Source organism: Sphingomonas sp. SRI_018 (assembly GCF_057586275.1).
Map to the genome: position 1 here is coordinate 273,769 of NZ_JBYCZO010000001.1, position 16,704 is coordinate 290,472.

At 59.5% G+C, this 16,704-nt stretch carries 15 protein-coding genes; all 15 read left to right on the forward strand.

Going from position 1 to position 16,704, the window contains the following annotated elements; translation table 11 throughout:
* Positions 1–349 precede the first annotated feature (349 nt).
* The 15 genes from AC2YHA_RS01385 to AC2YHA_RS01455 all read left to right on the forward strand — a co-directional run bounded on the left by AC2YHA_RS01385 (position 350) and on the right by AC2YHA_RS01455 (position 16,089).
* Positions 350–1,504, forward strand: a complete 1,155-nt coding sequence (locus AC2YHA_RS01385) for an N-acetyl sugar amidotransferase (RefSeq protein WP_487400078.1) — start codon at positions 350–352, stop codon at positions 1,502–1,504.
* On the forward strand, positions 1,501–2,118 hold the full coding sequence (hisH, locus tag AC2YHA_RS01390) for an imidazole glycerol phosphate synthase subunit HisH (RefSeq protein WP_487400079.1): 618 nt from the start codon (positions 1,501–1,503) through the stop codon (positions 2,116–2,118). Before AC2YHA_RS01385 ends, hisH begins: the two co-directional genes overlap by 4 nt.
* Before the next feature lie 49 nt (positions 2,119–2,167).
* Positions 2,168–3,133 carry a UDP-3-O-(3-hydroxymyristoyl)glucosamine N-acyltransferase gene (locus AC2YHA_RS01395; protein WP_487400080.1) on the forward strand — a complete coding sequence of 322 codons (966 nt, stop codon included), beginning with the start codon at positions 2,168–2,170 and terminating at the stop codon, positions 3,131–3,133.
* Complete coding sequence (locus tag AC2YHA_RS01400; protein WP_487400081.1) at positions 3,123–3,875, forward strand: polysaccharide deacetylase family protein; 753 nt, start codon at positions 3,123–3,125, stop codon at positions 3,873–3,875. The genes AC2YHA_RS01395 and AC2YHA_RS01400 overlap by 11 nt, the downstream gene beginning before the upstream one ends.
* A gap of 63 nt (positions 3,876–3,938) precedes the next feature.
* Positions 3,939–4,715 (forward strand): AglZ/HisF2 family acetamidino modification protein, encoded by a 777-nt coding sequence (locus AC2YHA_RS01405; protein WP_233783344.1) that lies wholly within the window; start codon positions 3,939–3,941, stop codon positions 4,713–4,715.
* Between the two features lie 13 nt (positions 4,716–4,728).
* Positions 4,729–5,769, forward strand: coding sequence for a polysaccharide biosynthesis protein (locus AC2YHA_RS01410; RefSeq protein WP_233783342.1), 1,041 nt, complete (start codon positions 4,729–4,731; stop codon positions 5,767–5,769).
* Positions 5,766–6,866 (forward strand): UDP-2-acetamido-2,6-beta-L-arabino-hexul-4-ose reductase, encoded by a 1,101-nt coding sequence (wbjC, locus tag AC2YHA_RS01415; RefSeq protein WP_487400082.1) that lies wholly within the window; start codon positions 5,766–5,768, stop codon positions 6,864–6,866. Before AC2YHA_RS01410 ends, wbjC begins: the two co-directional genes overlap by 4 nt.
* Before the next feature lie 5 nt (positions 6,867–6,871).
* Positions 6,872–8,002 carry a non-hydrolyzing UDP-N-acetylglucosamine 2-epimerase gene (gene wecB / locus AC2YHA_RS01420; protein WP_487400083.1) on the forward strand — a complete coding sequence of 377 codons (1,131 nt, stop codon included), beginning with the start codon at positions 6,872–6,874 and terminating at the stop codon, positions 8,000–8,002.
* Between the two features lie 75 nt (positions 8,003–8,077).
* Complete coding sequence (locus tag AC2YHA_RS01425; RefSeq protein WP_487400084.1) at positions 8,078–8,794, forward strand: class I SAM-dependent methyltransferase; 717 nt, start codon at positions 8,078–8,080, stop codon at positions 8,792–8,794.
* 5 nt (positions 8,795–8,799) lie between these two features.
* A complete protein-coding gene (locus AC2YHA_RS01430) occupies positions 8,800–10,098 on the forward strand; it encodes a glycosyltransferase family 4 protein (RefSeq protein ID WP_233786610.1) in 1,299 nt (432 codons plus the stop codon).
* 9 nt (positions 10,099–10,107) lie between these two features.
* The gene (locus AC2YHA_RS01435) at positions 10,108–11,496 is read left to right on the forward strand and encodes an O-antigen ligase family protein (protein WP_233783335.1); all 1,389 of its coding nucleotides are present in this window, start codon (positions 10,108–10,110) and stop codon (positions 11,494–11,496) included.
* A gap of 102 nt (positions 11,497–11,598) precedes the next feature.
* Entirely contained in the window at positions 11,599–12,243 is a 645-nt protein-coding gene (locus AC2YHA_RS01440) for a polysaccharide biosynthesis/export family protein (RefSeq protein ID WP_233783333.1), read from the forward strand.
* Positions 12,244–12,345: 102 nt separating this feature from the next.
* Positions 12,346–14,469: a GumC family protein gene (locus tag AC2YHA_RS01445; RefSeq protein ID WP_233783331.1), complete on the forward strand. Its 2,124-nt coding sequence runs from the start codon at positions 12,346–12,348 to the stop codon at positions 14,467–14,469.
* 313 nt (positions 14,470–14,782) lie between these two features.
* Positions 14,783–15,721, forward strand: coding sequence for a hypothetical protein (locus tag AC2YHA_RS01450; RefSeq protein ID WP_487400085.1), 939 nt, complete (start codon positions 14,783–14,785; stop codon positions 15,719–15,721).
* Positions 15,718–16,089, forward strand: coding sequence for a hypothetical protein (locus tag AC2YHA_RS01455; protein ID WP_487400086.1), 372 nt, complete (start codon positions 15,718–15,720; stop codon positions 16,087–16,089). Before AC2YHA_RS01450 ends, AC2YHA_RS01455 begins: the two co-directional genes overlap by 4 nt.
* The last annotated feature ends 615 nt before the right edge of the window (positions 16,090–16,704 follow it).

Consider the following 16,704-nt stretch of genomic DNA (forward strand, 5'->3'; position numbering starts at 1 on the left):
ACCTCGCGCTTTCTCGGGTCGGCGAACGATGCTGGGATCCGGACCCATAACCGGCAAGGCCCTGGACTGAACTGATTTTGGCGCAGAGCTAGGAGTGAGGAGGGAGCGATGCGGATAGCATCGTGACTGACGAGCGATAACGCCATGCGCCAAAATCCGCTCGTTGCTGCGCGTTCGCGTTCAGGAGCCCGCTGGTCGGCGTTGCTTGCTTGCGCGTAGCTTCAGCTACACGTCTGCGCCGTGCTTCTTGCCGGTACGCCTCTTCGGGCGATCCAAGGCATTGCCGATTTTGGGTCTGGATCCTAAGGGGTGACATCGCAACGAGAAGTCGCGACAAATTCAAGCGTTAATGCCTTACGCGAGAGACAACGTGCGTCCATATCAAATTTGTAACAACTGCATCATGGATACGAGTGACTCGAGCATAGTGTTCGACGAGCGTGGATGGTGTGATTATTGTAACAACTATTATGATAACATCCTGCCAAATTGGCACCCCGACGAGCGCGGGGAGCGTGAGATTATGGCGCAGGTCGAGCAGATCAAGCGCGATGGCAGAGGGCGTGATCATGATTGCCTGATCGGCCTCAGCGGCGGAGTCGACAGTAGTTATGTTACGTACATAGCCAAGGAAAGATTCGGCCTTCGTCCGTTACTCTATCACGTTGATGCGGGGTGGAATTCTCAGCAGGCGGTCAACAACATTGAGAGGCTGGTGGACGGGTTAAACCTCGATCTTTTCACGGAAGTCGTGGACTGGCCAGAAATGCGTGACCTGCAGCTTGCCTTTTTCAAGGCGAGTGTACCGCATCTGGACACGCCGCAGGATCATGCGTTCTTTGCGGGACTCTATAACTTCGCCGCGAAGAACAAAGTGACCTACATTCTGACCGGCGCGAACTATTCCACCGAATGTGTGCGCGAGCCGCTAGAATGGCACTATCACGCGTCCGACCTGCGCCAGCTGAAGGACATCCATCGCCGATTCGGCACTCGACCGCTCAAGAAATTTCCTCTGGCGGGAGTGCTGCGCTTCAAAGTGTGGTATCGCTTTGCCAAGGGCGTGCGTGTCGTGAAGCCACTCAACTACATTCCCTTCCGTAAGGAGGCGGCGATGCAGGAGCTGATCGACCGGTTCGGATGGCAGCGCTACGCTCACAAGCACTATGAATCGCGTTTCACCCGCTTCTATGAAAGCTACTGGCTGCCGACCAAGTTCGGATACGACAAGCGCCGCGCGCATTTTTCGAGTCTGATCCTCACTGGTCAGATGACGCGGGATGAGGCGCTTGGGAAGGTAGCCGTTCCCGCCTATGATCCAGAGACCATTGCCGAGGATTTTGAATATATCGCGACCAAACTCGGCATCTCGGTCGCCGAGCTCCGGGCGTTGCACGACGGCCCGAACAAGACCTTCCGCGACTACAAGAACGACAAGATGATTATGGATCTGGGCGCAAGGATTCTTCGTATGGCTGGTATCCAGCGGGCGATCATCCGTTGATCTCCATTGTCGACTACGGCTTGGGGAACATCGGGGCGTTCCTCAACATGTACAAGCGGATGAACGTGCCTGCCAAGGCAGCGCGCACCGCCGCCGAGCTCGCGGATGCTGAGCGGATCGTGCTGCCCGGCGTGGGTGCGTTCGATCACGCCATGGAATTGCTAGAGGCGTCTGGCATGCGTCCGCTGCTCGAGGAGAAGGTGGTGGGCCACAAGGTGCCGGTGATAGGCATCTGCGTCGGCATGCAGATTCTTGCTGACAGCAGTGAGGAAGGGCGCGGGCGGGGACTTGGCTGGATTCCGGGTACGGTGCGGCATTTTCGTTCAATGCCGCTGCCGGAGAAGCTGCCGTTGCCGCACATGGGCTGGAACGATGTCGAACCTTTATCGAATGGTGGAGGGTTGTTCCAGGGGCTGGAGCGGGATGCCCGCTTCTATTTCCTCCATTCCTTCTATTACGCATGTGCCGATCCAGCCGACCAGGCGGCCACTGCGACCTATGGGGCGCCATTCGCGTGCGCGGTGCGGCGTGGCAATGTCTGGGGGGTGCAGTTCCACCCCGAGAAAAGTCATCATTTCGGCGCGATGCTGCTCAGGAATTTTGCTGATCTCTAGGGTGTAAGCGGCAGGTCGCGATGATCAACGACAGTGCGAAGAGGGGGCAATGGTGGGAAATTCTCCTAACGCCCGGGATATCCGGGACAAGATTTGGCCGGAGGGCGCCGTTCTTGGCGATGCGGATCGGTGCATCACCGCACCAAGTGCCTTGGATGCTCTCAAGCCAAATGGGCTCAGCTTTCTTTCGCGTCCTCTCACCGAGGAGCGGCTGAGTGAGCTTCGCGGCAAGCTCGCGGGCGTTACGTTGATCTGCGAGGAGAGCGCCGTCGATACCTTGCGGGGTTTGCAGGACACGACGCTGATAGTCGTTCCTGCCGCGCGGCTCGCGTTTATGCGTGCCGTGAAGCACTTCTTCGCGCCGGCCCGTCCGCCTGCAGGCGTACATCCTACGACGGTGGTCGATGAAACGGCCCAGCTCGATCCTAGCGCTTCGATCGGCCCTTTCTGCTTGATCGGACCGGGCTGTGTCATTGGTGCGGAATGCATGATCGGGCCCAATGTGTCGCTGATGCAGGATGTCCGCCTTGGTAGTCGCGTAACGATTGCCGGCGGCACCGTGATTGGCGCTGACGGCTTCGGCTACGAGCGGAACGAGATAGGGGAACTGGAGAAGTTCCCCCATGTCGGCGGCGTCGTGATCGGTGACGACGTCGAGATCGGATCAAACACTAGCATCGACCGCGGAACGCTCAATCCCACCATTATCGGCGCCCGTGCTCGCATCGATAACCAGGTCCATGTCGCGCATAATGTGATAGTTGGCGAGGACGTGGCGATTATCGCCGAAGCGATGATCGGTGGCAGCGTCAAGATCGGCGATCGCGCATGGATTGCGCCTTCCGCGACCATCATGAATCAGGTGACGATTGGTGCGGATGCGGTCGTTGGCCTGGGAGCGGTGGTCGTTAAGCCCGTGCCGGATGGCATGACGGTCATGGGAGCGCCGGCGCAGGCGGATGCCGAGTTCCGCCGGACCCGCGCCGCTTTGAAGAGGTTGGCGGATGCTGACTAATGCGTTGAGCGGTTTTGTGCTTGACCGCTATCGGTCACTCCTCGTTCGTCTTCGCGATAACGGCTATTCCTCGGTCAGGTTGCAGGATTTGCGACCGGAGGAGCCCTGCATGTATCTCCGGCACGACGTCGACCTTTCGTTGGAGCATGCGGCCACAATGGCTCAGGTCGAGGGAGAGATGGGCGTTACCTCGACCTATTTCGTGCTACTGTCGACGGACATATACAACCCGGCATCGGCGAAGAGCCGGGGGCTGATGACCCAAATTATGGACTGTGGGCACGAGATCGGCCTGCATTTCGATGCCACGCAGTATCCCGCGTGCGATCTCGACGTCGCCGCCGAGCGCGAGTGCGATATCCTTTCCACGCTGACCGGGCGTCCGGTTGATACGATATCCTTCCATCGTCCCGCGCCGGAGCTTCTCAATCTCTCCAGACGATTTGCCGGCCGGCGACACACTTATGAGCCCGCGTTCTTCTCTGAGATCGCCTATATCTCCGATAGCAATGGCGGGTGGCATTATGGCCACCCGCTGGATCATCCGGCGATTGCCGCAGGAACGGCGGTTCAGCTACTGACCCATCCGATCTGGTGGGTGGGGGACGGCGAGCGCGAAGCTGTCCCGCTTATTCGCAATTTTGTCTCTGCGCGGATGAGACATATCGACGATGCCGTTGCCGGCACGGTAACGGCCTATGGCAAGTGGCGGGCAGCTATGATGGAAGGCAATCCTGCATGATGACGGCGTTCCCGTTCGACAATGACCTATTCGCACGGCGCAAGAACCTCGCGGAGCTCTGACATGTTGCGACCGCGCATCATTCCCTGTTTGCTGATCCATGAAGGCGGCTTGGTGAAGACCGTGGGGTTCAAGGATCCCAAATATGTCGGCGATCCGATCAATGCGGTTAAAATCTTCAACGAGAAGGAGAGTGATGAACTCGTTGTGCTCGATATCGATGCGACTGCGAACGGTGTAGAGCCCGACTACGCCGTGATCGCGCATCTGGCGGCAGAATGCCGTATGCCACTTTGCTACGGCGGCGGGGTACGGACCGCAGCGCAGGCGAAACGGATCATCGGCCTGGGCGTCGAGAAAGTCGCCATTAGTGCGGCGGCGGTCGAACGGCCGGAGCTAATCGCCGAAATTGCGGCCGAGATCGGGCGGCAAAGTGTCGTGGTAGTACTCGACGTCCGCAAGAAGATGCTTGGCGGCCATGAGCTGCGCACACGCAATGCGAAACGCGCCCACAAGATTGATCCGATCGCCTTCGCCCAGGAAGCGGCGCGGCTCGGTGCCGGCGAGATCGTGGTGAATTCGATCGATCTCGACGGAACGATGAAAGGTTACGATCTGACGTTGGCCACGCGGGTTCGAGAGGCGGTGGGCGTGCCGGTCACTTTCCTGGGTGGCGCTGGATCATTGGACGATATCGAGGCGCTGATCCGCGAGGTCGGCGTGGTCGGAGCGGCTGCCGGCAGCTTATTCGTGTTCAAGGGCGCCTATCGCGCGGTGCTCATCAATTATCCGGCGCCGGACATCAAGGAGGCCATGGTGCGCGCCGCGCTCGCCGCCTGATTAAGGAAAGAGAATGTTCACAAACAAGATTCTGCTTATCACCGGCGGTACTGGCTCCTTCGGCAATGCAGTGCTGCGTCGCTTCCTCGATTCCGGCCTGCGCGAGATCCGAATCTTCAGCCGTGACGAGAAGAAGCAGGACGATATGCGCAAGCTGTACAACAGCTCGCGGATAAAATTCTATCTGGGCGACGTGCGTGATGAGCGCAGCGTGGCGCCGGCGATGCGCGGGGTAGATTATGTCTTCCACGCCGCCGCGCTGAAGCAGGTGCCGAGCTGCGAATTCCATCCGATGCAGGCGGTGCGCACCAATGTCTTCGGCACCGAGAATGTTTTGACCGCGGCCGTCGCCGCTGGCGTGAAGCGTGTCGTTTGCCTGTCGACGGACAAAGCTGTTTATCCGATCAACGCCATGGGTATCAGCAAGGCGATGATGGAAAAGGTGATGGTCGCGTCCTCGCGCAATTTGGAGGGCACCGGCACCGTTATCTGCGGTACCCGTTATGGCAATGTGATGGCGTCGCGTGGATCGGTGATCCCGCTGTTTGTCGATCAGATGCTGGCTGGGCGCCCGATCACCATTACCGATGGCAACATGACGCGATTCATGATGACACTCGACGATGCAGTCGAGCTGGTGCTTTATGCCTTCACCCACGGCAACAACGGCGACATCTTCGTCCAGAAGGCGCCGGCGGCGACCGTCAACACACTCGTGGCAGCGATGAAGGAACTGCTTCACCGGCACGACCACGAAGTGCGCGTCATCGGCACCCGTCATGGCGAGAAACTGTTCGAATCCCTACTGAGCCGCGAGGAGCGCGCAGTCGCCGACGATATGGGCGACTATTTCCGCGTACCGCCTGACGGACGCGACCTCAACTATGACAAGTTTGTCGAGCAAGGCGAAGCGCGGCTGAGCCAGGGCGAGGAATATAATTCGCACAATACTCGTCGGCTCGACGTCGAAGGCATGAAGGAGTTGCTGCTCAAGCTGCCGTTGATCCATCGCGTGCTGCGCAACGAACCGATTTCCGAGGATGCCTACGCATGAAGGTACTGGTTACTGGCGCGAACGGCTTCATGGGGCGCAACGTGGCAGTGCGCCTTGGCGAAGTCGGTCATACGGTGCTGGCGATCAGCCGCGATACCGACGCGCAGAGCTGGCTGAACGCCGTGCGCGAGGCGGAACTCGTCGTCCATCTGGCAGGAGTTAATCGTCCCGCCGATGTGGCGGAATTTGAAACCGGCAATGTGGGACTGACCCGTCAACTTTGCACCATGTTGGCTGAGGCCGGCAATCCAGCGCCGATCATCTATTCCTCCTCTATCCAGGCCGATCGCGATCAGCCTTATGGCAACAGCAAGGTCGCGGCCGAGGCAGTCCTGCTTACGCATGGCGAGGCTTCGAGCGCGCCGATCGCGATCTTTCGCTTGCCTAATGTGTTCGGCAAATGGGCACGGCCCAATTATAATTCCGCAGTCGCCACCTTTTGCCATCGCGTCGCGCGTGGCGAGACGATCGAGATTCATGACCCGAGCGCAACGCTGCGACTCGTCTACGTCGACGATGTCGTTGAAGTGTTCCTGCGCCTGATCGAGCAGGGCGTCTCAACCGGATATCATGAGGTGACGCCCGCTTATCAGACGACCGTGGGCGAGCTGGCGGAGATTATCTGCAGCTTTCCGGAGAGCCGTGGCACCCTGACGACACCGCGCGTCGGCACAGGGCTGACGCGCGCCCTGTATTCCACCTATTTGAGCTATCTGCCGGTCGATCTGTTCGACTACAGAGTGCCGATCCACGCCGATCTGCGCGGCCGCTTCGTCGAGATGCTGAAGACTTCTGATAGCGGCCAATTCTCCTATTTCACCGCCGGCCCCGGCATCACGCGTGGCGACCATTATCACCATAGCAAGGTCGAGAAGTTCCTCGTCATTTCTGGCCGTGCGCATTTCGGCTTCCGCGATCTTCAAAGCGGACAGCGTCACGAGATCGTCGTGGAGGGGCATGAGGGCCGGATCGTGGAAACGATTCCGGGCTGGACGCATAACATCACCAACATCGGCGACAACGAACTGATCGTCATGCTGTGGGCGAACGAGATTTTTGACCGCGCCCGGCCCGACACCGTCGCCATGAAAGTCTGACTGCCATGAAGAAGCTGAAGGTGATGACCGTGGTCGGCACGCGACCGGAAATCATCCGCCTGTCGCGAGTGCTGTGTGCGCTGGACGCGCATTGCGATCATATTCTGGTCCATACTGGCCAGAACTATGATTACGAGCTGAGCCAGGTGTTCTTCGACGATCTCGGCATCCGCAAGCCGGACCACTTCCTCGAGGCCGCCAAGGGCAGCGCCTCGGCTACGATCGGTAATATCCTGATCGCCATGGAGGACGTGCTGAAAGAGGAGCGGCCCGATGCGCTCCTCGTGCTCGGTGATACCAACAGCTGCCTGTCGGTGATCCCCGCCAAGCGCCGCCGCGTGCCGATTTTCCATATGGAGGCTGGCAATCGCTGCTTCGACGCGCGCGTGCCGGAGGAGACGAACCGCCGGATCGTCGATCACACCGCTGACGTGAACCTGACTTACAGCGATATCGCGCGCGAGTATCTCCTTGCCGAGGGGCTGCCGCCCGATCGCATAATCAAGACCGGCAGCCCCATGTTCGAGGTGCTCCATCACTATATGGACCGGATCGACGCGTCCGATGTGCTCGAGCGGCTTGGCCTCGCCGAACAGGATTATTTCGTGGTCAGCGCGCATCGCGAGGAGAATATCGAGTCCGATCGAACCTTCTTTCGCCTGGTCGAAATCGTGAACCATGTTGCCGAAACCTATGACCGGCCCGTGATCGTCTCGACGCATCCTCGAACCAAGAACCGGATCGATGTGGCCGGTATCTCGTTCCATCCCCAAGTCCGGCTTGGAAAGCCGCTCGGCTTCCACGATTATGTGCGGCTGCAAAAATCGGCGCGCATCGTGCTTTCGGACAGTGGCACGATCACAGAGGAATCGTCGATCCTGAACTTCCCGGCGATCAACATCCGCGAGGCGCACGAACGGCCCGAAGGGATGGAGGAGGGGGTGGTGATGATGACCGGCCTCAGCCTCGAACGCGTGCAGCAGGCCATGGCGATCCTGGCGACGCAGGGCCGTCGCGAGCAGCGCGACCTGCGCCTAGTTGCCGATTATTCAATGCCAAACGTGTCGGCCAAGGTGGTGCGCATCCTGCATAGTTATACGGACTATGTTCGGAGAGTGGTGTGGAGGGAATATTGAGAGCCGCCGCGTTCCGCGCGATGCCCCTTTGGTCTAACATGGCGTCTGTCTGAAAGAGTATGGGATTTCAGGGATATGGTCATTCAGACGAAGCTTTCCGCCGAGCAGATCGAAGCCTTTTATCACGATGAATTCGTCGATGATCAGGTCAGGGATTTCCGCGATATGCTGGGCAGCGGCCGTGGCGGCAAGCGAGTGGTCGATATCGGGGGCGGTTGTGGATTTTTCGCCAGGCAGCTGGCGGAAATGGCGGGCGAAAGCACGCGGGTGATCGACATGGATCCGCGCTCGATTGAGGAATGCCGAAAGCTGGGGGTCGATGGCCGCATCGGCGATGCGCTCTCGCCGATTGCGGACGGCGACGAAGGCGTGGTCACGTTCAATCTGATCCTGCACCATCTCGTCGGCGCCACTGAAGCGGAAACGCGTCAGCTTCAGATCAAGGCTCTGAGGGCGTGGCGCGGCAAAGTAGATTACTTGTTCGTCAATGAATATATCTATCAATCCTATGCGTTGAACTTATCAGGTCGGCTGATATATGAAATAACTTCGAGCCGGCTTTTATCAGCCATCGCTAAGAAAATCTCCGATTTCGTTCCTGCGTTCAAGGCTAACACCTTTGGGGTTGGCGTGCGGTTCCGATCTCATGAAGAATGGCGAGCACTCTTCGCCGAGGCGGGTTATCGCGTGACCGACAGTCGCATCGGCCGAGCTGAGCGCATCTCTACGCCATTGCGCACGCTGTTGATCAAGGCGATCCGACGGGACAGCTTCGTACTAGTGCCGGCTTGATCAAGATGAATAGGCGGGAACCGGATTCTGAAAGAGCGCTTCGTCTACTTATCGTCAGTCAATATTTCTGGCCAGAAAATTTTCGGATCAACGACCTGTCTGCGGAGCTTGTAAGGCGTGGCCATGAAGTAACTGTACTGACGGGCAAACCTAACTATCCGGAAGGATATATCTTCCCGGCCTATCGTGCCGATCCGGCTGCGTTCGATCGCTTCGGCGATGTGCCGGTCATACGGGTACCGGTCATTCCACGGGGGCAATCGAGCCTGTGGCTCATGCTCAACTATCTAAGCTTCGCAATCAGCGCGTCGCTGGTCGGTACATGGAAGCTGCGCGGCCGGCCGTTCGACGCGATCTTCGTTTTCCAGACGTCGCCGATCACGGCGGCGTTACCGGCAGCGCTGCTGCGCAGGCTGAAGCGCGCGCCAATGCTGATGTGGATCCTCGATCTATGGCCCGATACGCTTTCGGCCATCGGCGTGGTGAAATCGCCGCGCTTGCTCAGCGCCGTGGGGAGGCTGGTGCGCTTCGTCTATGCGCAGTGCGATCGTATCCTCGTGCAGTCGCGCGCATTCGAACCGAAGGTGGCGAGGCTTGCCGGCGGGGCCGGCAAGATCCGCTATTTCCCCGGCTGGGCGGAAGCGATCTTCGACACGGGGAGTGCCGCGCCCGTCGAGGCTGCGCCGGAACTCGCTCCCTATGCCGATGATTTCAAGATTCTGTTCGCGGGCAATATCGGCGAAGCGCAGGATTTTCCCGCGATACTGGACGCGGCCGATGCGCTGCGCGACACGCCCGGCGTGCGATGGCTTGTCGTCGGCGATGGCCGCGCTGCGCCGCAGGTGCGCGAGGAGATCCGGCGGCGTGGGTTGACCGATCGGGTCGTCCTGCTCGGCCGTTACCCGCTAGAACGTATGCCATCCTTCTTTGCCGGTGCGGATGCGCTGCTGGTGACGTTGCGCAACGAGCCGGTCTGGAGCATGACCATCCCGGGTAAGGTTCAGAGCTATCTCGCCGCGGGAAAGCCATTGCTCACCATGCTGGATGGCGAGGGCGCGCGCGTGATCAAGGAAGCCGGGGCGGGACTGGTGGCGCCAGCGGGAGACGGTCCAGCACTCGCCGCCCAGGCACGGCGTCTGATGGAGATGGATGGGGAGCAGCGGGCGTCGATGGGGCGGAACGGGAGGCGCTATGGCTTACAAGAGTTCGGCAGGCAGCATATGGTAGATGCCCTAGTATCATGGATCGATGAATGCCGCGTTGGGAAGAAATCGATGGACGTGCCGACGGCAACGAGGAGTTAGAGTACCGACATGGCATCGAAACCGCGCCTAATGGCCAATTTTCGGCCGAGTCTGGCCTTCATTCTGCTGGCGGCGTTGCTCGGTATGCTCTGGCTCGCCGGGGGGGCATCGCAAGCCGGCGTATTGGGACAGGCAGTTGTTCGCACTGCCGCCTGGGCCGCGATTATTTTGTTCTTTCTTTTCGGCGAGCGCGTTTCTCCGATTGCTTGGCCGGTGGCGTTGCTGATGGGCGCGGCGCTGGCGATTGCGCTGCTGCAAATCATCCCGTTACCGCCAGCTGTTTGGCAAGCATTGCCAGGTCGCCAGCCGCTGATAGAAGCGGCGGTAGCGAGCGGACAGACGCAACCTTGGCGGCCCTTGTCGATCGTGCCCGATGCCACGCTCAATGCGGCGTTCTCGTTAGTCGTGCCATTCGCGGTGTTGTTGCTGGTGGTCGGACTTCGGGAAAATGAGCAGAGGTGGCTGCCTGGGATGTTGCTGATTGGAGTCTTACTGTCGAGCCTTGTGGGGCTGCTGCAATTTTCCGGAGCTCCATTCGACAACCCGTTCGTCAATGATTCAGTCGGGGAAGTTGATGGAACCTTCGCCAATCGCAACCACTTCGCGATGTTCACGGCGCTCGGCTGCCTTATCGCGCCGGTATGGGCGTTTTCGGCCGGCAGCGTGTCCAGATGGCGCGCGCCAACCGCCTTGGGGCTGCTGTTGCTCTTCGCCCTAACCATTCTGGCAAGTGGGTCGCGTGCCGGGATCATTGTGGGAGGACTCGGAATCGTAATCGGCCTGGTGCTTGCCTGGTCGCGAATCCGGCGCCGGCTGACCACCTATCCGCGGTGGGTGACCTGGGTATTAGTCGCGGGCGTGGTTGCAGCCATCGGCATCGCTGTGTTGCTTAGCGTTGCGGCGGGGCGTGCAGTTTCGATCAATCGTGTGTTCGTGGCCGATACGGGGACGGACATGCGCGTCCGTGCGTTACCGACCGTGTTGGCGATGGTGCAGGAATATTTTCCATTTGGCGCCGGACTCGGAACCTTTGATCCGGTGTTTCGGATGCACGAACCATTGGGTCTGCTGAAGCCGACCTATTTGAACCACGTACATAACGATTGGCTTGAGATCGTACTCGACACGGGACTGGCTGGCCTACTGCTGCTGTTGGCCGCTGTGGGATGGTGGCTATGGGCAAGCGTTCAAGCATGGTGGCTTCGACCGGATAGGCACCATCCGCTCCCACGCCTGGGCAGCGCCATGTTGTTGCTGATTTTTGTCGCCAGCATTTTCGACTATCCCTTGCGGACACCGATGATGATGGCCATGGCAGTGATCGCAGGGATATGGCTGAACAACTGGTCGAAAACGACCGGTTCGTCAGCTTTACCGGCCTCTAAACAGCATCTATAGCCCGCCCGGCTCCTTTATCTGGAAATTTTCGAGCGTATGCGAAAGGTTATCACCGCTTCCCTTTTGGCGATCGCCGTTTCGGCGTGCGCCCATCGGGAGCCCATGGTATCGACGGCGCAATTGACCGTGGTGAAGAACAGCACGACGCTGCCTGCGCCAACGCGGCAGGATCTGACCGTGGGGGATCGTCCGGCTCTGATCGGACCGCTTGATACGATTCAGATCGATGTCTTCAACGTGCCCGATCTCAGCCGAGAAGTGCAGGTCGACGCGAGCGGCCGGATAGCCATGCCGCTTGCGGGCACGATCGATGCACGCGGAAAGACGTCGGAGGAGCTGGCGCAGGCGATCGAAGCGGCCTTGAGCGGGCGTTACGTCCGCAATCCCGAAGTGACGATCAACATCAAGAGTTCGGTCAGCCAGGTCGTCACGATCGACGGCCAGGTCGTTGAACCGGGGTTGTATCCCGTCACCAACCAGATGACGCTGATGCGTGCGATCGCATCGGCCAAGGGTCTTGCGGAGTTTGCGCGGCAAGATGACGTCGTCATTTTGCGTACTGTCGAAGGACGTAAGATGGCCGGGCTGTATAATATTGCGGCAATACGGCGTGGGGCATATGACGATCCGCCAATCTACGCCAATGACGTGATAGTCGTCGGAGATTCTCCGCAGCGCCGGTTGTTCCGGGACTTCGTGTCGCTGTCGCCCCTTCTCGCCGCTCCTTTAGTGGCGTTTCTGCAATAAGGTGGCCGACGCATGAATATGGTTATATCGAACCCACACGCCGGCAGCGGTCCCACGACGGGTCGTGTTTTGAGCGGCGCTCGGTCGCCTAGCATCGAGAAGATGTCGCTTATCCGCCAATATTTGCGCGTCGCCTTGCGCTGGCGTTACGTCATCATCGGCATGGTTGCCGCCTGCTTTCTTCTGGGCCTGATCGCGACACTCTTGATGACGCCGAAGTATACGGCAGTGGCGACGGTCGAGATTTCGCGTGAGACGAGCAAAGTCACTGATTTTCAAGGTGTCGAGCGCGAAGGTGGCATCGCAGATCAGGAATTCTATCAAACTCAATATGGCCTGCTGAAGGCGCGTTCGCTGTCGGAGCGCGTCGCCAATCAATTGCGTCTCGTAGATGATCCGAAATTCTTCGAGATGTTCGGCGTGGCCGGCAATGAGTCGGCGTTCCAGGTCATCCAAGGGCGTTATTCTGCCGCGGGGCGTGCCGATCGTCTTCGTACAGCCGGAGAAATTTTACGCCGAAACCTCTCGATTAATCCTACACGATTGTCGCGTCTGGTCGATATCTCTTTCACCAGCCCCGAGGCGGCATTCTCCGCTAAAGTTGCCAATGCCTGGGCTGATAACTTCATCCAGACCAATCTTGAACGTAAGTCGCAGGCCACGTCCTATGGGCGCAATCTGCTGCAGCGCCAGTTGACCCAGGCAAAGGAACGACTCGACGAATCCCAACGGCAGTTAGTGAGCTATGCTTCTGCACAGCAGATTATCAATCTGCCCGCCCAAGGCGGTGCGGAAGGAAGCGCGACCGCCGAGCGCTCGATCGTCGCCGACGATCTCGCCAACCTCAACACCGCGCTAGTGCGGGCGACTGCCGAGCGCATCCAGGCCGAAGCGCGTTATCAGCAGGCTGGGCGCGCGGGTGCATCAGCCGAAGCATTGAGCAATGCGGCAATCAATAATTTACGCCAACGCCGCGCAGAGTTGGCTGCGGAATACCAGCGATTGATGGTGCAGTTCGAGCCCGGCTATCCGGCCGCGAAGGCGATCCAGTCGCAGATCGATCAGCTCGATCGGTCGATCGGTCGCGAGGAGAATCGGGTCTCGGGGTCGCTGCAAGCCAGTTATCGTGAGGCGCAGGAACGTGAGCGCGCGCTGAAAGATAAGGTTGATCAGCTCAAGTCGAGTTATCTCAACCTGCGTCGCCGCAGCATTCAATATAATATCTATCAGCAGGAAGTAGATACCAACCGCGTCCTGTATGATGGGCTCCTCCAGCGCTTCAAGGAGATCGGCGTCGCTGGCGGCGTCGGTATCAACAACATCTCCGTTGTGGATGCTGCCGATGTGCCGCAGAAGCCTTCAAGCCCGCGCCTAATGCTGAACCTTGCTCTTTCCTTGCTTGCAGGGCTGGCTCTTGGCGGACTTGCGGCCTTCGCGCTTGAGCAAATGGACGAGGCGATCACAGATCCGGGCGAGGTCGAGCGGCGACTTGGCTTGCCGCTCCTAGGCTCGGTGCCCAAGGTTGCGGACATCACGCCGAAGGACGCATTGCTCGATCGGAAGTCGGAGCTGGTTGACGCCTATCTTGCGGTCCAGACCAATCTTGCGTTCACCACGGAGCATGGGGTTCCGCGCTCGTTTGCGGTTACCTCGACGCGTCCGGCGGAGGGCAAATCGACCAGTGCGCTGGCCCTTGCCACCACGCTTGCTCGCGCGCAGCGCAAGGTTATCCTTGTTGATGGCGATATGCGTTCACCGTCCATCCATTACCTCGGCGGAGTTAGCCATGATCGCGGACTCAGCAACTTCCTGACCGGCGATGATAACATCGCCTCGCTCATTTTCCCGATGCGCGATTTGGGCTTCACCGCCATGTCTGCGGGGCCGGTCCCGCCCAACGCGGCCGAATTGCTGACCGGCAATCGCCTGTCGCTGTTGATCGACCGGTTGCTTGAGGAATATGATCACGTTGTGATCGACTCCCCGCCGGTTATGGGCTTGGCCGACGCCCCGCTAATCGCAAGCCGGGTGGAAGGTGTGATATATGCGGTTGAATCACACGGCATCCGCTCAAGCTTGGTCAAGACCGCGCTTGGGCGACTAGCAAGCGCCAATGCCCGCATTTTTGGCGGCATTCTCACCAAGTTCGAGGCACGCAAGGCGCATTACGGCTACGGCTACGAATATGGCTATGGTTACGGCCGTAGTGACAAGGCAAAGGCGTAAGCTGGCTGTGCCGCGACGATCCGTCTTGGCGAGGCGTACCCGGAAAGAATGGATGGTACGCGGTGCGCTGACGATAGTCGCGGCGGTGCTAGGCTATGTTTCGATCACCCATACGGTGGCGGCGATAGCGGCGCGTAGAAACGCCGAGCTCGCTCATCGCCTAGCACCCGGCAATGGTCCAATTGCGGCGCGGTTGGCACTATCTCTGGCAGGACCGGAGGCAACGCCTGCCGACCGCCAGCGAGCGAACTTGCTCGCGCGACGGGCCTTATTACGGGATGCAACGACAGTACCGGCCGTCGTTGCGCTTGGTATGAACGCCGAGATTCGTGGTGACCATGCGACGGCCCAGCGGCTTTTTGCATATTCGCAGAAACTATCGCGCCGCGATCTACAAACACAGTTCTGGGCGATCGAGGACGCGGTCGGACGCGGTGACGTTCCGGAAGTGCTACATCATTATGATATCGCCTTGCGTACAAGCGTGGCGGGCGCGGGTATTTTATTTCCTTTGTTGGCAGCTGCTGCCAATGAAGCAGAGGTCCGCTCCGAACTAATCAAGATTTTAGCAACTCGGCCGAACTGGAGCGAGAGCTTCATTGGTTATATTGCTGGAGCTGGCCCTGATCCGCGATCGACTGTCGCATTGTTCCTTGGATTGCGGCGTGCCGGAATCGCTGTACCAAAGACTACGTTGGCTCCACTGATTAACGCGTTGGTGACCGGCGGTTTTGTGGAGGATGCATGGCGCTATTATGCGTCCGTGGTCCCGGGCGTCAATCGGGATACTTCGCGCGATCCCGAATTTGCCGCCGATATGGACCCGCCGTCGTTATTTGATTGGATGCCGATCAACGACGGCAGCGTGACCACGTCGATTCAGCGTGGCGATGGGAAGGATGGCGTGTTCGATTTCGCCGCGCCAGCAAGCATAGGCGGCCCATTGTTGCAGCAGTTGCAGCTATTGCCGCCGGGTATCTATCGCATTGCGGGCTCCAGCAGTGGGATTCAGCAAGAAGAGTCTGCCCGGCCTTACTGGGTGCTCAGCTGCAGGCGGGATGGGCGCGAGTTGGGTCGTGTACCGCTACCTAATTCAACGGGAACAAATGGTCGTTTCGCAGGTAACTTCACCGTTCCGGTGGATTGTCCGGTGCAGACGCTGATATTGGTTGCACGACCTTCTGATGCTGTGGCGGGCCTGTCCGGCCAGATCAATCGCGTGCAGCTGGCGCCGGTGCGGCGCGCACGATGATGGTGAAGCTGGCGAGGGGTGGCAGCGTGCCGATCGTTCTGGGACTAGCTGCCTTATTGCCAGCGGCCGGGCAAGCACAGAGCCAGGCGAAGGATCCGCAGATTGCGGTGCCGCGCCAGCAATCGGCGCAGCCCAATCGAGCGGGACAGGTCGCAAGCTCATCCGTTGGTGAAGTTGGGCAACGCCAGACGAATGAACAGCGGGGGCCTAACACACAGCCAACCGCGCGTCTCGATACCCGTATCAACAATCGTGTGCAGAATCGCATCGGTAACCGGATCGACAGGAGTTACTATCAGCAAGCTGACGCTGCCTCCTCGTTTGCCCTCGCGGAGGAGAAGACGCGCGAACCGGGGCAGCGTAATTGATCTCGTAACCTACGGCCTGCGCGGATTCATCGTAAATCACCGACGGCTGCGGCAAGGTGGATCGTGGCCCTGAAGTTCAACCGGTTGTAGTCACGTATGACGATGCGTTTTAACTTGACGTGCTCTGACATGCTCCCCCGAACTCCTCCAGTTTGAGCCAGGGCGAGAACCCATAAACGGGATTCCCTTGGCGTGTAGAATGTGGTTCACACTCCTGGTCGGGAGTTGGTAGTGCCGGACGAGTTTTGGTTGAGTGACAGGCAGCGGGACCGGCTGGACCGTTGCTGCCGAAAGGTGCCGCGAGTAGCTGACCGGCAGGTGATCAGCGGGATCGTGCATACACTGCGGTCGGGTGCCGCGGGAAGAGCGCGCCGGTGATCTACGGTTCACACAAGATGCCGTGCGCCCGGTACAGGCGCTGGCTCGAGAAGGGCGTATGGCGCGCCGTGTTCGAGGCGTTGGCCGCCGAGGGGATACACCGGCAGAGGTGCTGATCGACAGCGCGCACGTAGAGGTGCACCGTTCGGCAGCAGGTGGAAAAGGGAGAGAGAGCTCACGCCCCAGGCGATCGGTATCAGCGGGGGTGGCCGCAAAACCAAGCTCCGCGCCATCACT

What these genes read in the sequence shown, in the direction of transcription:
- AC2YHA_RS01385 (WP_487400078.1), top strand. Translation starts at nt 350, where the DNA reads ATGCCTTACGCGAGAGACAACGTGCGTCCATATCAAATTTGTAACAAC.
- AC2YHA_RS01395 (WP_487400080.1), top strand. Translation starts at nt 2,168, where the DNA reads ATGGTGGGAAATTCTCCTAACGCCCGGGATATCCGGGACAAGATTTGG.
- AC2YHA_RS01400 (WP_487400081.1), top strand. Translation starts at nt 3,123, where the DNA reads ATGCTGACTAATGCGTTGAGCGGTTTTGTGCTTGACCGCTATCGGTCA.
- AC2YHA_RS01405 (WP_233783344.1), top strand. Translation starts at nt 3,939, where the DNA reads ATGTTGCGACCGCGCATCATTCCCTGTTTGCTGATCCATGAAGGCGGC.
- AC2YHA_RS01410 (WP_233783342.1), top strand. Translation starts at nt 4,729, where the DNA reads ATGTTCACAAACAAGATTCTGCTTATCACCGGCGGTACTGGCTCCTTC.
- wbjC (WP_487400082.1), top strand. Translation starts at nt 5,766, where the DNA reads ATGAAGGTACTGGTTACTGGCGCGAACGGCTTCATGGGGCGCAACGTG.
- wecB (WP_487400083.1), top strand. Translation starts at nt 6,872, where the DNA reads ATGAAGAAGCTGAAGGTGATGACCGTGGTCGGCACGCGACCGGAAATC.
- AC2YHA_RS01425 (WP_487400084.1), top strand. Translation starts at nt 8,078, where the DNA reads ATGGTCATTCAGACGAAGCTTTCCGCCGAGCAGATCGAAGCCTTTTAT.
- AC2YHA_RS01430 (WP_233786610.1), top strand. Translation starts at nt 8,800, where the DNA reads ATGAATAGGCGGGAACCGGATTCTGAAAGAGCGCTTCGTCTACTTATC.
- AC2YHA_RS01435 (WP_233783335.1), top strand. Translation starts at nt 10,108, where the DNA reads ATGGCATCGAAACCGCGCCTAATGGCCAATTTTCGGCCGAGTCTGGCC.
- AC2YHA_RS01440 (WP_233783333.1), top strand. Translation starts at nt 11,599, where the DNA reads ATGGTATCGACGGCGCAATTGACCGTGGTGAAGAACAGCACGACGCTG.
- AC2YHA_RS01445 (WP_233783331.1), top strand. Translation starts at nt 12,346, where the DNA reads ATGTCGCTTATCCGCCAATATTTGCGCGTCGCCTTGCGCTGGCGTTAC.
- AC2YHA_RS01450 (WP_487400085.1), top strand. Translation starts at nt 14,783, where the DNA reads ATGAACGCCGAGATTCGTGGTGACCATGCGACGGCCCAGCGGCTTTTT.
- AC2YHA_RS01455 (WP_487400086.1), top strand. Translation starts at nt 15,718, where the DNA reads ATGATGGTGAAGCTGGCGAGGGGTGGCAGCGTGCCGATCGTTCTGGGA.